The organism is Amycolatopsis sp. NPDC005232, assembly GCF_040607795.1.
In the GTDB taxonomy this organism is placed as follows: Bacteria; Actinomycetota; Actinomycetes; order Mycobacteriales; family Pseudonocardiaceae; genus Amycolatopsis.
Genome location: NZ_JBEXHL010000030.1, coordinates 104082 through 119391 on the forward strand (window position 1 = coordinate 104082; position 15310 = coordinate 119391).

The 15310-nt window shown below is 70.9% G+C and carries 16 protein-coding genes and 1 pseudogene; 3 read left to right on the top strand and 14 right to left on the bottom strand.

Going from position 1 to position 15310, the window contains the following annotated elements:
- The first annotated feature begins 59 nt into the window (after positions 1-59).
- Positions 60-854 carry a PIG-L family deacetylase gene (locus ABZU76_RS39260; RefSeq protein WP_354879534.1) on the top strand — a complete coding sequence of 265 codons (795 nt, stop codon included), beginning with the start codon at positions 60-62 and terminating at the stop codon, positions 852-854.
- Here ABZU76_RS39260 and ABZU76_RS39265 read toward each other — a convergent pair.
- Positions 849-1247 (bottom strand): RidA family protein, encoded by a 399-nt coding sequence (locus ABZU76_RS39265; protein WP_354879537.1) that lies wholly within the window; start codon positions 1245-1247, stop codon positions 849-851. The genes ABZU76_RS39260 and ABZU76_RS39265 overlap by 6 nt on opposite strands.
- A 63-nt stretch (positions 1248-1310) precedes the next feature.
- On the opposite strand from ABZU76_RS39265, the gene mtnA reads away from it, so the two are divergent.
- On the top strand, positions 1311-2297 hold the full coding sequence (gene mtnA, locus ABZU76_RS39270) for an S-methyl-5-thioribose-1-phosphate isomerase (protein ID WP_354879540.1): 987 nt from the start codon (positions 1311-1313) through the stop codon (positions 2295-2297).
- A 53-nt stretch (positions 2298-2350) separates the two neighbouring features.
- On the opposite strand, the gene ABZU76_RS39275 is transcribed toward mtnA, so the two are convergent.
- From ABZU76_RS39275 to ABZU76_RS39310, 8 genes are all read right to left on the bottom strand, one after another.
- Positions 2351-3406 carry an MSMEG_0565 family glycosyltransferase gene (locus ABZU76_RS39275; protein WP_354879543.1) on the bottom strand — a complete coding sequence of 352 codons (1056 nt, stop codon included), beginning with the start codon at positions 3404-3406 and terminating at the stop codon, positions 2351-2353.
- 2 nt (positions 3407-3408) lie between these two features.
- Positions 3409-4239, bottom strand: coding sequence for a carbon-nitrogen hydrolase family protein (locus tag ABZU76_RS39280; RefSeq protein WP_354879546.1), 831 nt, complete (start codon positions 4237-4239; stop codon positions 3409-3411).
- A complete protein-coding gene (locus ABZU76_RS39285; RefSeq protein WP_354879549.1) occupies positions 4240-5067 on the bottom strand; it encodes a carbon-nitrogen hydrolase family protein in 828 nt (275 codons plus the stop codon).
- A gap of 105 nt (positions 5068-5172) precedes the next feature.
- Complete coding sequence (locus tag ABZU76_RS39290) at positions 5173-6546, bottom strand: MSMEG_0567/sll0787 family protein (RefSeq protein ID WP_354879552.1); 1374 nt, start codon at positions 6544-6546, stop codon at positions 5173-5175.
- 1 nt (position 6547) lies between these two features.
- On the bottom strand, positions 6548-7603 hold the full coding sequence (locus tag ABZU76_RS39295; RefSeq protein ID WP_354879555.1) for an MSMEG_0568 family radical SAM protein: 1056 nt from the start codon (positions 7601-7603) through the stop codon (positions 6548-6550).
- 39 nt (positions 7604-7642) lie between these two features.
- Positions 7643-8155: an MSMEG_0572/Sll0783 family nitrogen starvation response protein gene (locus ABZU76_RS39300; protein WP_220243137.1), complete on the bottom strand. Its 513-nt coding sequence runs from the start codon at positions 8153-8155 to the stop codon at positions 7643-7645.
- A 3-nt stretch (positions 8156-8158) separates the two neighbouring features.
- Positions 8159-8995, bottom strand: a complete 837-nt coding sequence (locus ABZU76_RS39305; protein WP_354879558.1) for an amidohydrolase family protein — start codon at positions 8993-8995, stop codon at positions 8159-8161.
- The gene (locus tag ABZU76_RS39310) at positions 8995-10314 is read right to left on the bottom strand and encodes an MSMEG_0569 family flavin-dependent oxidoreductase (protein ID WP_354879561.1); all 1320 of its coding nucleotides are present in this window, start codon (positions 10312-10314) and stop codon (positions 8995-8997) included. The genes ABZU76_RS39305 and ABZU76_RS39310 overlap by 1 nt, the downstream gene beginning before the upstream one ends.
- Positions 10315-10564: 250 nt before the next feature.
- On the opposite strand from ABZU76_RS39310, the gene ABZU76_RS39315 reads away from it, so the two are divergent.
- Positions 10565-11287 (top strand): hypothetical protein, encoded by a 723-nt coding sequence (locus tag ABZU76_RS39315; RefSeq protein WP_354879564.1) that lies wholly within the window; start codon positions 10565-10567, stop codon positions 11285-11287.
- Positions 11288-11335: 48 nt separating this feature from the next.
- On the opposite strand, the gene ABZU76_RS39320 is transcribed toward ABZU76_RS39315, so the two are convergent.
- The 5 genes and pseudogenes from ABZU76_RS39320 to ABZU76_RS39340 form a co-directional block, all read right to left on the bottom strand.
- Positions 11336-11551, bottom strand: a complete 216-nt coding sequence (locus ABZU76_RS39320; RefSeq protein ID WP_220243139.1) for a ferredoxin — start codon at positions 11549-11551, stop codon at positions 11336-11338.
- Between the two features lie 2 nt (positions 11552-11553).
- The gene (locus ABZU76_RS39325) at positions 11554-12744 is read right to left on the bottom strand and encodes a cytochrome P450 (RefSeq protein ID WP_354879567.1); all 1191 of its coding nucleotides are present in this window, start codon (positions 12742-12744) and stop codon (positions 11554-11556) included.
- A gap of 164 nt (positions 12745-12908) precedes the next feature.
- On the bottom strand, positions 12909-13343 hold the full coding sequence (locus ABZU76_RS39330; RefSeq protein WP_354879570.1) for a YrhB domain-containing protein: 435 nt from the start codon (positions 13341-13343) through the stop codon (positions 12909-12911).
- Positions 13344-13361: 18 nt separating this feature from the next.
- The gene (locus tag ABZU76_RS39335; protein WP_354879606.1) at positions 13362-14075 is read right to left on the bottom strand and encodes a toxin glutamine deamidase domain-containing protein; all 714 of its coding nucleotides are present in this window, start codon (positions 14073-14075) and stop codon (positions 13362-13364) included.
- A 192-nt stretch (positions 14076-14267) separates the two neighbouring features.
- Positions 14268-15269: pseudogene (locus tag ABZU76_RS39340) on the bottom strand (hypothetical protein); the annotation flags it as partial.
- Between the last annotated feature and the right edge of the window lie 41 nt (positions 15270-15310).

The window sequence follows — 15310 nt, forward strand, 5'->3', positions numbered from 1 at the left end:
GGCCGGAATGTTTGCCCGGCCACCGGATTTTGTCGGTCCCCGCGGGTAAGTTCGATGACATGGCAACAATGGTGACGTTCCACGCCCACCCCGACGACGAGTGCATCGTGACCGGGGGCGTGATGCGCAAAGCGGCCGACGACGGGCACCGGGTGGTGCTGGTGGTCGCGACGCGCGGCGAGGTGGGCGAGGTGCCCGACGGGTTCCTCGGCGACGGCGAACAGCTGTGGGAGCGCCGCGTGCGCGAGACCCACGGGGCGGCCGAGGTGCTCGGCGTCAAACGCGTGGAGTTCCTGGGCTATCGCGATTCCGGGATGATGGGCGAGGCGACCAACGACGAACCGGGCGCGTTCTGGCGGGCGTCGGTCGAGGAGGCGGCCCAGCGGCTCGCCGAGATCCTGCGTGAGGAAGACGCCGAAGTGCTCACGGTCTACGACGACTACGGCAACTACGGCCACCCCGACCACATCCAGGTCCACCGCGTCGGCATGCGGGCCGCCGAGCTGGCGGGCACGCCGCGCGTCTACCAGGCCACCTCGAACCGCGACCACATGCGCCGCGGGCTGGAGCTGGCCGTGGAGATGGGGGCGATGCCGCGCGAGGCGGTGCCGGACGTCGACGCGCAGGAGAAGCTCGGCAAGCCCGAGGCGGAGATCACGGCGGCGGTCGACGTCAAGCCGTACCTCGCCGCGAAGCGCGCCGCCATGCGGGCGCACCCGAGCCAGATCAGCGAGGAGTCGTGGTTCCTCGCGATGCCCGACGAGGCGTTCGGCCACGCGTTCGGCATCGAGTGGTTCATCCGCGAGGGCCACGGTCCGGGGATCACGGAGACGGACCTGATGGCGGGCCTATGACACCGCGGCAGTCACGTCCAGCTCCACCAGCTGGCCCGGATAACCCAGGCACGTCACGCCCAGCAGCGTGCTCGCGGTGCTGAACGCCGGCCCGATCGCCGAGCCGGTGAACCGGTCCCACACGGCGGAGAGCACGGCGCGGTCGGCCGTGGCCACGTAGATCACCGTGCGGACCACGTCGTCGGCGGTGGCGCCGGCGGCCGCGAGCGCGGTGGCCGTGTTGGCGACGACCTGGTCCACCTGCGCGAGCACGTCTCCCTCGACCACCACGCCGTCCAGCCCGAGCGGGCACTGGCCCGCGAGGTGCACATCTGCCCGGCCGGAGACGGTGGTCACGCGGTGGTAGCCGGGCGTCGCGTGCAAGGCGGGCGGGTTCTGCCGTTGAATGGTCACGGGCCGCATGGTGGTGCACCCACCGCGCGGCCGGGAAGCGATTTTCGGGGCTCGGGAGGGCAGATGCGCAGGACCGTGAGCTGGGCCGACGGCGCCGTCGTGATCATCGACCAGGTCGCGCTGCCCGGCGCGTACCGGACGCTGGAGCTGCGGACGGTCGACGAGCTCGTCGACGCGATCCAGCGGCTCGCCGTGCGGGGCGCCCCGGCCCTGGGTGCCGCGGGTGCGCTCGGTGTCGCGCTGGCGGCGTTCGCGGGTGGCTCGGACGACGCTGTGCGGGCCGAAGCCGAACGCCTGGCCACCGCCCGCCCGACGGCCGTCAACCTCCGCTGGGGCGTCAGCCGTGCCCTTGGCAAGCTCCACGACGGCCCCGAAGCCGTGCTCGCCGAGGCCCTGGCCATGCTCGACGAGGACGAACACCTCAACCGCACCGCGTCGGGCCACGCGGCGGAAGTCGTGCTGCGCGAGACCACCCGCCGCCCGCTGCGGCTGCTGAGCCACTGCAACGCGGGCCACCTCGCCACCGTCGCGTGGGGCACGGCGCTCGGCGTCGTCTGGCACCTGCACGAGCGGGGCCTCGTCGAGTCGGTGCTGGTCGACGAGACCCGCCCCCTCCTGCAGGGCTCCCGCCTCACCGCGTGGGAACTCGCCCAGGCCGGCGTCCCCTACCGGGTCCAGCCCGACGGCGCCGCCGCCCTCGCGATGTCCCGCGGCCTCGTCGACTGCGTCCTCGTGGGCGCCGACCGCATCGCCGCCAACGGCGACGTCGCCAACAAGATCGGCACCTACGGCCTCGCCATCGCCGCCGCCCACCACGGGGTGCCGTTCGTGGTCGTCGCCCCGGAGTCCACTGTGGACGCATCGATCGCCACGGGCGCGGACATCGAGATCGAAGAGCGCCGGGCTGCGGAGCTGACGGAGTCCGGCGGCGTCCGCATCGCACCCGACGGCGCCGAGGTCTTCAACCCGGCCTTCGACGTGACACCGGCCGCGCTCATCACGGCGGTGGTGACGGAAAACGGCGTCCGGCTCCCTCAGCCGACTCCGTAGACCGCGACGGTTCCCTTGCCCGCCACCACAATCCGGTCGCTCGTCGCGAGCAATTACCCCGCGAGCGACCGGTACAACTCCAGATGCGCCCGCGCGGCAGCGGCCCACGTGTGGCGCTCAGCCAGGGCCACGCCCGCCGCGCGGTCTTCCGGTCCGGAATCCAGCGCCGCCTCGATCGAGGCCGCGAAGCCGTGCGGCGTGGTGGCGAACCGGGCCACCCCGCCGAAAACCTCGCGCAGCACCGGGAGATCACGCGCCACCAAAGGCACTCCCGCAGCCAAAGCCTCCATCGCCGCCAGACCGAAGCCCTCCTTCGTCGAAGGGAAGGCGAACACCGCGGCCGACCGCACCAGCGACGGCAGCGAGTCGTGCGCAACCGGCCCCAGCACCACCGGATCCACGCCCAGCGCGGCCGCCCGCTTGTCCCAGCGTTCGCGGTAGTCGCGGTAGTCGAAGAGCGTCTCGCCGCCCGCGATCACCAGGCGCACCGCGGGGTCGAGCAAAGCGACGGCCTCCAGCAGGTCCAAAGAACCCTTGCGCGGCTCGATCCCGCCGACCGCGAGCACATACCGGCCGAACCGCGCCCGCCAATCCCCGTACGGAGCCGAAGAAAACCGCGCAGCATCAACGCCGTTGGGAATCACCGTGGCTTCGATCTCCCAGCCCGCGCGCACCTCCGCGGCCACCGACGCCGACACGCACACATGCGCGAACGGCCGCGTGATCGCCCGCTCGTGACACGCGGCCAGCTCCGGTGTGGTGAACGTGTCGAGGTGGTGCACCGTCCGCACACAACGATCCACGGCGTTGGCCGAAATGCAGTCCTGCGCGTGCACGATGTCGTACTCACCGCTCGGGAAAGCCGCCCCCAAAACCGCGATCGAGCGCACGATCCGCGAACCCACCGACTCACCCGGCACCTCGGGAAACGGCACCACCATCGTCGTCACCCGCGGATCCACCGGCCGGAAGAACCCACTGTCACCACCACGGCCCAGGGTCCACACCGTGACGTCCGCACCGAGCGCGGCCAGGGCCTCCGCCAACGCCAGCGTGTGCACCACGCCGCCGCGGGGTTTCGTCGAATAGCTCAGCAACGCGATGCGCAACGTCAGCCCTCCCGGTACGCGAAAGGTTTGCGTTCCCCCAGGTGGTGCAGCACGCGGCGGGCGTTCGCGACTTCCCCCGCCACGTCGACCTCGGCCACCGCGAGCCCCGCCTTCGACCAGGTGCGCGCGAGGATCTCGCCACCGGGGCCGACGACCTTGGCCTGGCCGAGGAACCGCATGCCACCCATCGCGCCGGTCTGGTTGGACGACACGAGCACCACCTGGTTCTCCGCGGCGCGCGCCTGGTCGTACAGGTCGAACAGCCGCGACTGGCGGTCCTGCGCCATCCGCGGTGCCCGGTCGGTGATGCTCGTCGGCCACGCCGAGAGGCACGCGACGATCTCCGCGCCGTCCACCGCGAGCGAGCGCGCCGACTCCGGGAACGTCTTGTCGTAGTCGATCAGCATCCCGACGCGCCCGACGGGGGTGTCGAACGCGGTGAAGGAATCCCCCGCGTCGTACGCGACGCTCTCCCCCGGCGGCTGGTGCACCTTCCGGTGGTGGCCGAGCACACCGTCGCCCGTCACGCACACGGCCGCGTTGTAGCGGCGCGCACCGTCGGCCTCGCAGTAACCCACGCACACGGTCATCTCCGCCGCCAGCGCCTGCACCGTTTTCAACTCGGGGCAATCGGGTTCGAGCGCCGGCGGCAGCGCGTCCGGGTCGGGGTGGCGCAGGTCGGCGAGGTAGCCGCCGAGCGCCGCGTCGGGCAGCACCAGCAGGTCGGCGCCGCTCTGGCGCGCGTGGTCGATCAACGTGGCGATGCGCCGCAGGTCGAACTCGAGGTCACGCCCGAAGTGCGCGGCCACGGCGGCGATCCGGAGCCGGCCCATTCACCCGCCCACGGCATACGCGGCGGGCCGGCGGTCGGCCAGGTGCGCCATCGCCCGGCGCGCGCCCGCCAACGCGGCGGCGACGTCCAGCTCGGCGATCGCCAGCCCCTCGCTCACGCCCGTGTCGACCAGCACCTCACCACCCGGGTCGACGATCTTCGCGCTCGCCACGAACCGCAGGTCGCCGAAGGTGCCCGACTGGTTGGCCGAAACCCACACGATCTGGTTCTCCAACGCACGGGCCCGGTCGAACAGGTCGAACCGGCGCTTCCACCGGTCCTCGGCGAGGTCGGCACTCGGGTTGGTCCGGCTGCCCGGCCACGCCGACATGCACACCACCACCTGCGCGCCGTCGAGCGCCAGCGCCCGCGCCGATTCCGGAAACGCCTTGTCGTAACAGATCATCATGCCCAGCCGGCCCACCGGCGTGTCGAACGCGGCGAACCCGCTGCCCGCGCCGTAGCTGGCGTCCTCCGACAACGGCTGGTGCACCTTCCGGTGGCGCCCCAGCACGCCGTCGCCGGTCACGCACACCGCCGAGTTGTAGCGCAGGTCGCCGTCGCGCTCGCAGTACCCGGCCGTGACCACGAGGTCGCCCGCCAGCTCGGCGAGGCGGCGGATCTCCGGGCCCGCCGGGTCGAGCGCGGGCGGGCCTTCCGCGTCACCGTCGAGGTTCGCGAGGTACCCGCCGAGCGCCGCCTCGGGCAGCGCGAGCAGCCCGACGCCCTCCGCCCTGGCCTCGGCGATCAGCTTCTCGATCCGCGCGAAGTCGCCCTCGACGTCGCGGTCGAAGGGCGCCGCCACCGCGGCCATCCGCACCGTGCTCATGCTCTCTCCTCGGTCATGCCGCCTCCTCTTCGGACACGCCAAGGCGCGGCAGCATCACACCGTCGGCGAGCATGGTGTTTGATGATTCGGACCTGCAAGCAGTCCTCATGCTGCCTCCCCCAACCCTGTAACCCCGCCGTCCACGACGGTGGTCACCTCGCCGTCCGGCCACCGCAGCCGCACGCCGGATCCCGCCACGAGCTCGCCGCATTCGGCGGTCACGGCGGCGCGGGCCGGAGCGGGCGCCCCGGCCGTGAGCATCGCGAAGCCCGGGAAGCAGGTGAACCAGTCGCCCACCGTCGTCCCGGCCGGGCGCGGCACCTTCGTGACGTCCAGCACCGCGCCGCAGCCCGACGCCTCGGCGAGCATCCCGAGCGTGCCGGCGAGGCCCGCCATCGACACGTCCTTCGCCGCCGCGGGCCGCGCCCGGGCGACGGCGCCGAGCTGGTCACGCAGCTCTGGCGTACGCCGCGCGCTCGTCGAATCCCATAACCGCCCGGTGTATCCGGGCCGCCAGCGGCCGTCGAGGTCGGCGGTGAGGTACACCGCCTGGCCGGGTTTCCCGCCGCCACCGGGCACCGGCTCGGCAGCGCGGCCCAGCGCGGTGACGGCCAGCGACGCCGGGACGCCGAACTGCGTGTGCCCGCCGAGCACCGGCACCCCGTACGCAGTGCTCGCCTTCCGGAGTCCGGAAAGGACTCTCGCCGCGAACGACGCGTCCCGCGCGCCCAGAGCGTCCAGCAGCGCAACGGGTTCCGCACCCATCGCCGCCAGGTCGTTCACGTTCACCAGCACCGAGCACCAGCCCGCCCACTCCGGGTCGCGCTCGACCATCGACGGCACGATCGCGTCGCACGCCGCGACGAGGTCGCTGCCCGGAATCGGCACGCCGTCGTCGCCGAAGAAGCCCGGGCTGCCGGTGAGGCCGGGCAACAGTGTCCCCAGTGGACGTTTGGTGGCCTGCGCCAACGCGGCCACTCGGCCGATCGGCCAGCGCATCAGGACGTGGCGGACATCCGCGACCGTGACCGGCCGGACGTGCTGCCAGCCCAGACGCGTGAACATCCGCTCGTTCTGCACCTGCACGGTCGCCTCGAACCGCAGCGCGCCTTCCGTTTCGGCCCGGGCGCACGCGGCGCGCACGAGAGCGCGTCCGACACCGTGCGGGCTGCCCGGCGCGACGACCAGCCGTCCACCGGTCCACCAGCCGAAATCCGGGCCGTCTTGCGCCGGGCCGAGCCGGACGCCGCCGAGCACGGTGCCGGCGGCGCCGCGCGCCACGAGCACGAGCGTCCGCGGGTCGGTGTCGCGGTCGTCGACGTCATGGCTCGCGAACAAGCCTTGGCGCTCGACGAACGTCTCGTGCCGCAAAGCCCGGTAGGCCGTCAGTCCACTGTGGTCGGCCGGTTCGATCCGAAACTCGGGTGGGGCAGCGGCGCTGCGGGAATCGCCGAGCAACGCCAGGATGTCGTGGTCCACTTCAGCCTCCCGCCGCACTGAGCACGCTGCACGCTCCGCAAGCCGCGCAACCCGCGCCCTGGTCCGCCCCGGTCATTCCCTCGGCCCGCAACAGCTCAGCCACCCGCAGCGTCACGTCACGCACCAACGCAGGCGTTGGGGCCACGGCGCCGTCGCGTCGGGCAAGCGTGCCGAGCATCGGCCGCATCGGTACCACGAACGGGTACACACCCCGCTCGATCAGCCGGCCGGCGCCCGCGACGAGCTCATCCGGATCCTCACCGAGGCCGATCAGCAGGTACGTCGACACGCGGTTGGGGCCGAACACACGCACGGCCTCGTCCCACGCCGTCTCGTACTCCGCCATCGGCACACTCGACTTGCCGGGCATCCACCGCCGGCGCACGTCCTCGTCGAGCGACTCCACGTGGATGCCGATCGACGTCGCGCCCGCCTCGCGCAGCTCGGTCAGCACGGCGAGGTCGCCGGGCGGCTCGATCTGCACCTGGATCGGCAGCCCGGGCACGGCTTCGAGCACCGCGCGGACGCAGCGCACGAGGTGCCGCGCTCCGCGATCCGGCCCGGCCGTGGTGCCGGTGGTCAGCACCATCTGCTTGATCCCGTCGAGCCGCACTGCCGCTTCCGCGACCTCGGCGAGCTGCGCCGGGGTCTTGGCCGCGACCGTCGAATCGGCGCGCAGCGACTCTTCGATGGTGCAGAACCGGCAGCGCTGGTCTTCGACGTAGCGGATGCAGGTCTGCACGACGGTGCTCGCGAGCACGTCCTTCCCATGCAGTAGCGCAATCTTGCGGTAGGGCACTCCATCCTCAGTGGACAGATCGTAGAACTTCGGCCGGGCCACCGGTTCCACCGAGAGGCCGAGGTCCAGCGAGCCGCGGAACACGCGGCCTTCCCGTACTTGGTAGGGACTTTCGTCGTTCAGCGGCAGCGTGGCGTTGGCACCGTCGACGACCAGGTGCCCGTCGTCACTCGGCCCGGCGCCTTTGCTGCGCTGCACGGGTGCGTCCATCCGCACCCCGCGGACGGCCATGTCGGCGCGGATGTACAGAGTGTCCACAGTGTCTTCGGTAGTGGTGCCAACGCGCACGCCCGCCTCCTAGAACATGTACGTGGAGTTGATGATCGCGCCCTTGCGCGCGTAGTGGATCAACGCGTCCTGCACGTCGAGCGGGTGCGCCGGGATCACGCCTTCGATGAGGTCTTCCTCGCGGGCGCCGTGCAGCGAAAGCCCGAAGCGGCAGCAGTAGACCTTGCCACCCTCGGCGATGAACGTCTTGAGCTGGTCGTTGATGTTCAGCTCGCCGGGGAACGCGGCGTTGCCGGTGGTGGGGAATCCGCGCGTGGCCAGGCAGTTGAGCGAGCCCGGGCCGTAGAAGTAGATCGCGGTCTCGAAACCCTTGCGCAACGCGCGGGTCGCCTGCAGGATCGCGACGAAGCTCACCGACGACTCGTGCGCGATGCCGTGCACGAGGGTGAAGTACGTCTCCCCGTTCTCCGCCTGGTAGTCGGGGAAGATCTTGGTGGCGCCGTAGAGGTTCGAACCCTGCGGCAGAGAGGGGTGCGGAATCTCGTCGAGGCTGGTCTTCTCGAGGTCGGTCAGCTCGGCCATCGGTCATTTCCCTTTCTTCGGTCCGTACAGCACCTCGAACGTGCTCCGGAAAACGTGGTCGGCCAGCTCGCCGTCGCCGACCACCGCGGTCAGCTTCGCGAGCTCGCCCTCGTGGTCGCCCCACGGCTCGTCGGAGGCGAAGAGCACACGGTCGTGCCCGATGCCGCGCCGGGAGATCTCCTCGGCGAGCCAGCGCGGGGTGAAGCCGATCGCCCAGGACAGGTCGGTGTAGACCTGTTTGCCGGCGGCGATCCAGTCGAAGAAGCGGCCGCCGGCGAGCTTGATGTGCCCGCTCATGCCGCCGCCGAAGTGCACGAGGTGCAGCTTCGCGTGGTCGGCGTACTCGTCGACGAGTTTGCCCAATTCGTCCACATCGGACGCGGCGCCGGGCGAAGTGTGGACGTGGACGACGAGGTCGTGCTCGCGGGCGGTGGCGAAGATCTTGTCGAGCTGGGGCTTGCAGGCCGGGTCGCTCGCGCGGCCGCCGAGGAGGAAGCTCAGCTTGAGCGCGCGGACGCCCGGTTCGCCGGCGAGCTTGAGTGCCTGGTCGGTTCTCGCGGCGTCTTCTTTTCGCGGCGACACCCACAGGGCCGCGGCGATCCGGTCGTCCTTTTCGGATGCTTCGACGCAGAGCTCGTTGAAGGAGAACGCGATCTCCGGGTCGGGCACGCCGTAGTTGGGAATCACGAGGGCACGTTCGGTGCCTTCACGGTCCAAATCGGACAGCAGCTCGTCGATCGTCGCGCGCGCACCGACGGCCGGGGCGACCGGCGGGCCGCCGTAGAAGGGGTACGCGGGCAGCACGCCGAGGTGGCGGTGGGCGTCGGCGATCCAGCGCATCACGCGACCGTCCTCGGGGCGACCCACTCGTCGGCCGGCGCGGTGTTGCGAGGCGTGCCGGAGATCCAGCGGACGTCTGCCGCGCGCTCGCCCGCGACGATGCGCCGCGCCAGGTATTCCGCGTCGGCACCGACGCCGCAGAACCGGCCGGAGCCCCAGGTGTGCTGCCACGGCAGGCCGAGGAAGAACAGACCCGGGCAGGTCGTGACGCCGCGGCGGTGCGTCGGGTAGCCCTTGCCGTCGAACACGGGAACGTCGATCCAGCGGTGGTCCCGGCCGAAGCCGGTGCTCCAGACAACGGCGGAGATCCCTTTCGTGTCAAGGGTTCGCGGCTCGTCGTCCGGCTGCCAGACGGGGGTGTAGCGGGGTTCTGGTGGTGCTTCGATGTTCTTGGCGGTGAGGTAGGCGTCGATCGAGTCCTTGATGCCTTCGGACACGGCGTCGGCCGCGTCGAGGTTGCGCCGGAGATCGGGGGCGAAGGTCAGGGTGTGGTCGCGGACGTCGGTGAGGCGCCCGTAGAGCTGCATGCCCGCACGGGCGAACGCGCGCAGGTCGATGTCGTGGCCGCCGTCGCGTCCGGTGACGTAGTGGTTGGCGCGGAACCGGACGGCGTCGGCGTCGGCGAACTCGTCGATTCCCCTGGCGTAGTAACCCATGTCGTCGAGCCAGGCCACCACGTCGCGGCCCCGGTAGCGCCGCGCCACCCGCGGCGCCGACCCGACCGCGAGGTGCACGCGGCGGCCGGCGAGGTGCAGGTCCTCGGCGATCTGGCAGCCGGACTGACCGGTGCCGACCACGAGCACCTCGCCGTCGGGCAGCTGCTCCGGGTTGCGGTACTCGGAACTGTGCAGCTGCGTTGCGGTGGCCGGCAACCGCTCGGCCAGCCGCGGCTTGAGCGGCACCTGGTACGGGCCGGTCGCCACCACGACGTGGTCAGCCGTCAGCTCACCCTGCGTGGTGACCACGCGGAACCCGCCACCGGGCACCTTCGTCAGGCGCGTGGCCTCGACCCCCTCGACGATCGGCACGTCGAAGGATTTCTTGTAGTCTTCGAGGTAGGCGACGATGTCGTCGCGCACCATGAACCCGTCCGGATCACCGCCCGGGTAGGGGAAACCGGGAAGCCGGCACTGCCAGTTGGGCGTCACCAGACAGAAGCTGTCCCAGCGGCGTTCACGCCACTCGTGCCCCGCGCTCGCGCGCTCGAGCACCACGTGCCCGACCCCGGCGGTCGTCAAGCACTGGGACATCGAGAGCCCCGCCTGTCCGCCGCCGACCACGATCACCGGCCGGTGCAGGCCGTCGAGCTGGAAGTTCATGCCGCACAGTGCACCGCCGGGCGGAGTCCGAACCGTTTCATCCGGAACACCGCCGTGTTACATGCACCGCGCAGAGTTACGGTTCCCGGTGGGGCGCGTTAACACGATTTCGGGTGGGGGTAAGAGATCGCGACGCCCGCCTCACCCGATCGCGTGACGTCAGGCAGGACAACCCTTCAGGCTTCTCGGGCGTGTGAGCTCAGGGCGCCCTCCGCGGGCGCAGCCCGGCTAGCGAGCGAGGGGAACTCGAGTGGGACGCTGGATCACGAAGAACAACCAGCACATCTACATCAACGGCAGCGGCAAGGGTGTCGCCGTCGCGGTCGCCGGCCTGATGTTGTTCGGTGGTGCGGCGGGCGCCGGAGCGCTCGGAGGTGCCGCGGGCGGAGCCGCCCTGGATGCGGCAGCCGAGTCGCTGGCCGGGAACACCGCAGGCGACGTCGTGGACTCGCTGCCGGGACGCTCGCTGAAGGCCCGAACCAAGTCCGGGCAGGAAAGCGCCCGCAAGGGCGATGCCAAGAACGCGTGGAGCCGGCTGAAGTTCAAGGAGCTCAAGCGCAAGGTCGAACGCAAGCTCGAACGTGAGGCCGACTGCTTGGTCGCCGCGTCGGGCCGGGTCCGAGAGTTCCTGGCCAAGACCCGGTGCACATCGCTGGACCGGATGCTCCTGGCCGTCGGAGACGGTCATGGCAACGCGGCTGTCGTCTCGGTGGTGCGTGTCGGGTTCAAGACCAAGGCTCAGGCAGGCAAATTCCGTCAGGTCGAGACTGTGCAGGGCAGTGGGGACGTCCGCCCGTTGGAGGCCGCCGTGACGCTCGGGCTGGCCGGTGTTCGCATGACGGGCCTCAACTACTCCGACCGTCCCGACGGCACCGGCCTGGTCGTCGCCGAAGCCGATCAAGCCGCTGGGCACGTGCCGCGTGAGACCTTGAAGGCGCTTGCCGACGTCGCCGCGTACCTGCCGGTGAAATAAACGAAAAGGGCCCCTCCGCTGTCAACGGAAGGGCCCTGTTTCACCACCTCAAGGCCGTGGTCCCACAACCTCCGCGCCATCCGTGATCGTGATGGCCATCGCCGGGCAGGAGTCCGCGGCGTCGAGAGCGGTCTCGTCCGGCGGGACGGTGTCCGCCAACGTGTGGGCGACCGGGCCGTCCAGGGCGAAGAGCTCCGGCATCAGCGAGGCGCACATGCCGGAGCCGATGCATGTGTGTTCGTCGACTTCCACTTTCCAGGTCATCGTCACCACCCGATCGGCATGGAGCGTGGTCCGCGGACCAGCATCTGGGTCTTCCACACGATATCGCCGGCGAGGTGGAGATTCGGCATTTCGCGCGTGAGAGCCTTCAACGCCTCCTGCAGCTCCAGGCGGGCGAGCGGCGCGCCGAGGCAGTGGTGCACGCCGTGGCCGAAGCCGAGGTGGTGGGTGTCCTCGCGGTCGAACACGAGGGTGTCCGCGTCGCCGAACTGGAGGCGGTCGCGGTTGGCCGCGCCGATCGCGACGAGCACCGGTTCGCCCTCGCGGACGAGCACGTCGCCGACCTGCACGTCTTCGGTGGCGTAGCGCGCGAAGCCGGCGCCGGCGCCCAGGGGGACGAAGCGCAACAGCTCCTCGACGGCGGCGTTGATCAGCGACGGGTCCTCGACGAGCTTCTTCCACTGCTCCGGCTGGTCGAGCAGCGCGTAGACGAAGTTCGGGATCTGGCTCGCCGTGGTCTCGTGGCCGGCGATCAAGATCCCGACGCACAGGTCGACGAGCTCCAGCTCCGTGAGCCGGTCGCGCACGTCGCGCGCCTCGATCAGCGCCATCATCAGGTCGTCCTGCGGCTGCTCGCGGTGCTGGGCGATCAGGCCCGACATGTACGCGCGCAGCTCCGCGCGGTTGCGCTCGGCCTCCTCGGCGGTCAGGCCGCTCGTGGTCAGCGCCGCGTCGCTCCACACGCGGAACTTCGGGCGGTCCTCGGCCGGCACGCCGAGCAGCTCGCAGATCACCGCGACCGGGATCGGCAGCGCGTACGCGTCGACCAAGTCGGCCGGCTGCCCGGCCGCCTTCATGTCCTCGATCAGGCCGGTCGCCAGCTCCTCGACGCGCGGCCGCAGCAGCTCCACGCGCCGGACGGTGAACGCCTTCGCCACCAGCGTGCGCAGCCGCGTGTGGTCGGGCGGGTCCATGGCGAGGATCCCGTTGGTCCGCCGGTGCGCGGTCATCCGCGGCTCGTCCTTCTCCACGGACATCGCGCGCGAGAACCGCCGGTCGCCCAGCACAAGCCGGGCGTCGGCGAACCGCGTGGCGAGCCAGGCCTGCTCACCGTGCGGCATCTGCACGCGGATCATGCCCTCCGCGTCGCGGGCGGCGGCATACGCCGCGTTGAGCGCGAGCCCCGCCTCTTCGTTGAACGGGTACGCAAGCGGCTCCGACTGCGTGGTGGTCATGTGGAGAACTCCCAATCTGACGGAAAGTCCGGTTTGTAAGCACGCGCTTACAACCACGGTACCGAGTCGGCCCCGGCTTGTCAGCCGCTGCACAGCGGCTGATCAACGTTACTTTCCGTGACCACCGATGGGCGCGTTCGAACCCGGCCCCGGTGCCCGGCGAGTTACCGCGGGCCGTCCCCCCGCGTGTGGCCGCCGGTGAAGTTCCCCGTCTCGGGGTCGAGGTGCCCGTGCAGCACCTGCTCGTGCACGCCCGGCGGGATGGTCGGCGCCTCGGGCGCGGTCCTGGTCCACTCCCCCAGGTCGCCGCCGCCGGCGACGACCTCGTCCAGGAACTCCCGCACCGGCAACGAAGTAGGCGGGAGGAACGCCGGCAACCCGTTGCGAGGCACGGCGATCACGCTCGGGATGCACGCCTTGTCGAAATCCCCGTCCTCGAGGAAAGCCGCGCTGTTGAACGGCACGATCCACGCCAGTCCGTGCTCCGACACGAACTCCTCTCGCACGACGAGCCGCCCGACTTCGGGGTGGATGAGTTCGGGGCCGACCTGGTCGGCGATGAACCGCGTCGCGATCGCCACGGCGTCTTGTTTCTGCATGTCTTCCGCCTGTCCGAATCAGCCGTTGAAGTGCTGGTCTGCCTTGAGCCAGTCCTGGTAGACCGGGTCGATGCCAGTGCCCGCCGGAGCTGCCGCGGGCGGTACGGGGTGCGGCGCGGGAGCCGCCGGAGGTGTCCAGCCGGGCGGTGGGCCCTGCGCGCCGTGCGTCGGCGGGTCGTACCGGAAGTACTGCACGTTGCGCGGGTCCGCGTCCAGCCTGCCGAGTTTCCCCGACTGCCCGTCGAGGAAGACGACACCCTTGTCCGTGTTCACCACGTTCATCACGTGGGAGCTCATGTCGTCGCGGGTCACGACGACGTAGCCCTTGCTGTTCGGGTGCTGGCTCGCCCTGTCGATGACCTGGTCCCAGTTGTCCAGGTCTTCCGGGCGGTCGGCGTTCGGGTTCTTCTGCCGCAGCGGGTGGTTCGCCCCGACGGAGGTGCCGATCTCCCCGCCCGGGGGCAGCGTGGCGGCGGGCTTGATCTTGCCGCCCAGCATGTCGTCGACGGACGTGATGGCCAGCGTGCAGTTCTGCCCGTTCTTGGTCGGGTTCAGCTTGTTGAGGTTCGGGTAGTACTTGCTCGCGAAATTGCCCGCGCCGAGGGTGTCGGCGTTGATCGACGGTCTGGTCGTGCCACCCGGGCCGGCCGAAGCCTTCACCTTGTTGCCGGGGACGAAGGCGCCGCCGACCTTGTTGAAGAACGAGCTGGTGGTGTCGCCGAGGCCGTGCACCGGGGAGTCGATGGGGTCGGGGCTGCGGGATGGCGGGGATTTCGGGGTGCCGCCGCCGGTGCCGGAGGTGTGGGTGGTGTCGGTCGACTTGGGGGTGCCGCCTCCGCCGCCCGACTTGGGCGTGCCGCCGCCTCCGCCGCCCGACTCCGCCGGCGGGGGCGTGAAGTCGGATCCCGAGCCGGTGTAGCCCGAGCCGCTGGGCGTGTCGTCGGCCGACTTCGCGGCGGGCGGCGGCGTGTAGTCCTTCGGTGAGCCTTCGTAGCCGGACGCCTTGGTCGAGTCGTCCGCGCCCGACTTGCCCGGGGGTGGGGTGTAGTCCTTCGGCGTGCCCTCGTAGCCGCCGCCCTTCGGCGCGCCACCGCCGTCACCGGCGGTTTTCACCGGCGGGGCCTGCGGGGTGCCGCTGAGGTCCTTCGTCTTCGACGGCGGGGCGACCTTGCCGCCCTTGAGGCCTTTCAGCGCCTTGCCCGCGTCCTCGAACAGCGTGCCGGCCTTCTTCAGCAGCGGGACCAGCGCCTTGAGCGCTTTGACCAGCTTCGTCACGAGGCCCGTGATCTGCGAAGCCGTCTTCGCGACGGCACTGGCGACCTGCGGGACCACCCACGCCAGGCCGATGCCGAGCGTGAACACCACCTGCAACGCCCAACTGATCAGGTGCCCGATGAGCTCGGAGATGATGTCGCGAACAAGCGTCCGGACGGCGGCGACCACTTCACCCGCGGTCTTGACCCCGGACGACGCGCCCTCCGTGCCCTTCTGCGCCGACTGCAGCAGCGTGCCGAGGTCCTGCGCGCGCTGCCGGTAGGCGTCCGACGCGGAGCCCGACCACGACTGCAGGTCGGCGTTCACGGCGTCGGTCAGGTCCGAGGCGACGCTGCCGAGCTCTTTCGCGACGTTCGCCCAGGTCTCGGACTGCGCCTTGATCTGGTCGGCGTTGCCGGTGAGGCCGTTGAGCGCGTCCTTGAGCGGGCCGACGTGCTCCATGAGCCACGACACACCCGCGGCCAGGATCGCACCGAAGGGGTCCATCGCCACGGACAACGCGTCGAGCGCGGTCCCCACCGCCCCCATCGCGACCGACGCCCAGTCGCCCGACTCGATGGCCGTTGAGAGGTCGTTCGCGGTCTCCAGCAGGGAAATCCCCGAATACGCCTTGGTCGAATCCACGGTCGGCGCAATCAGTGGATTGCTCATGCGGTGTCTCCTCGTGCCCCTGAACTTGATCTCATCCCATC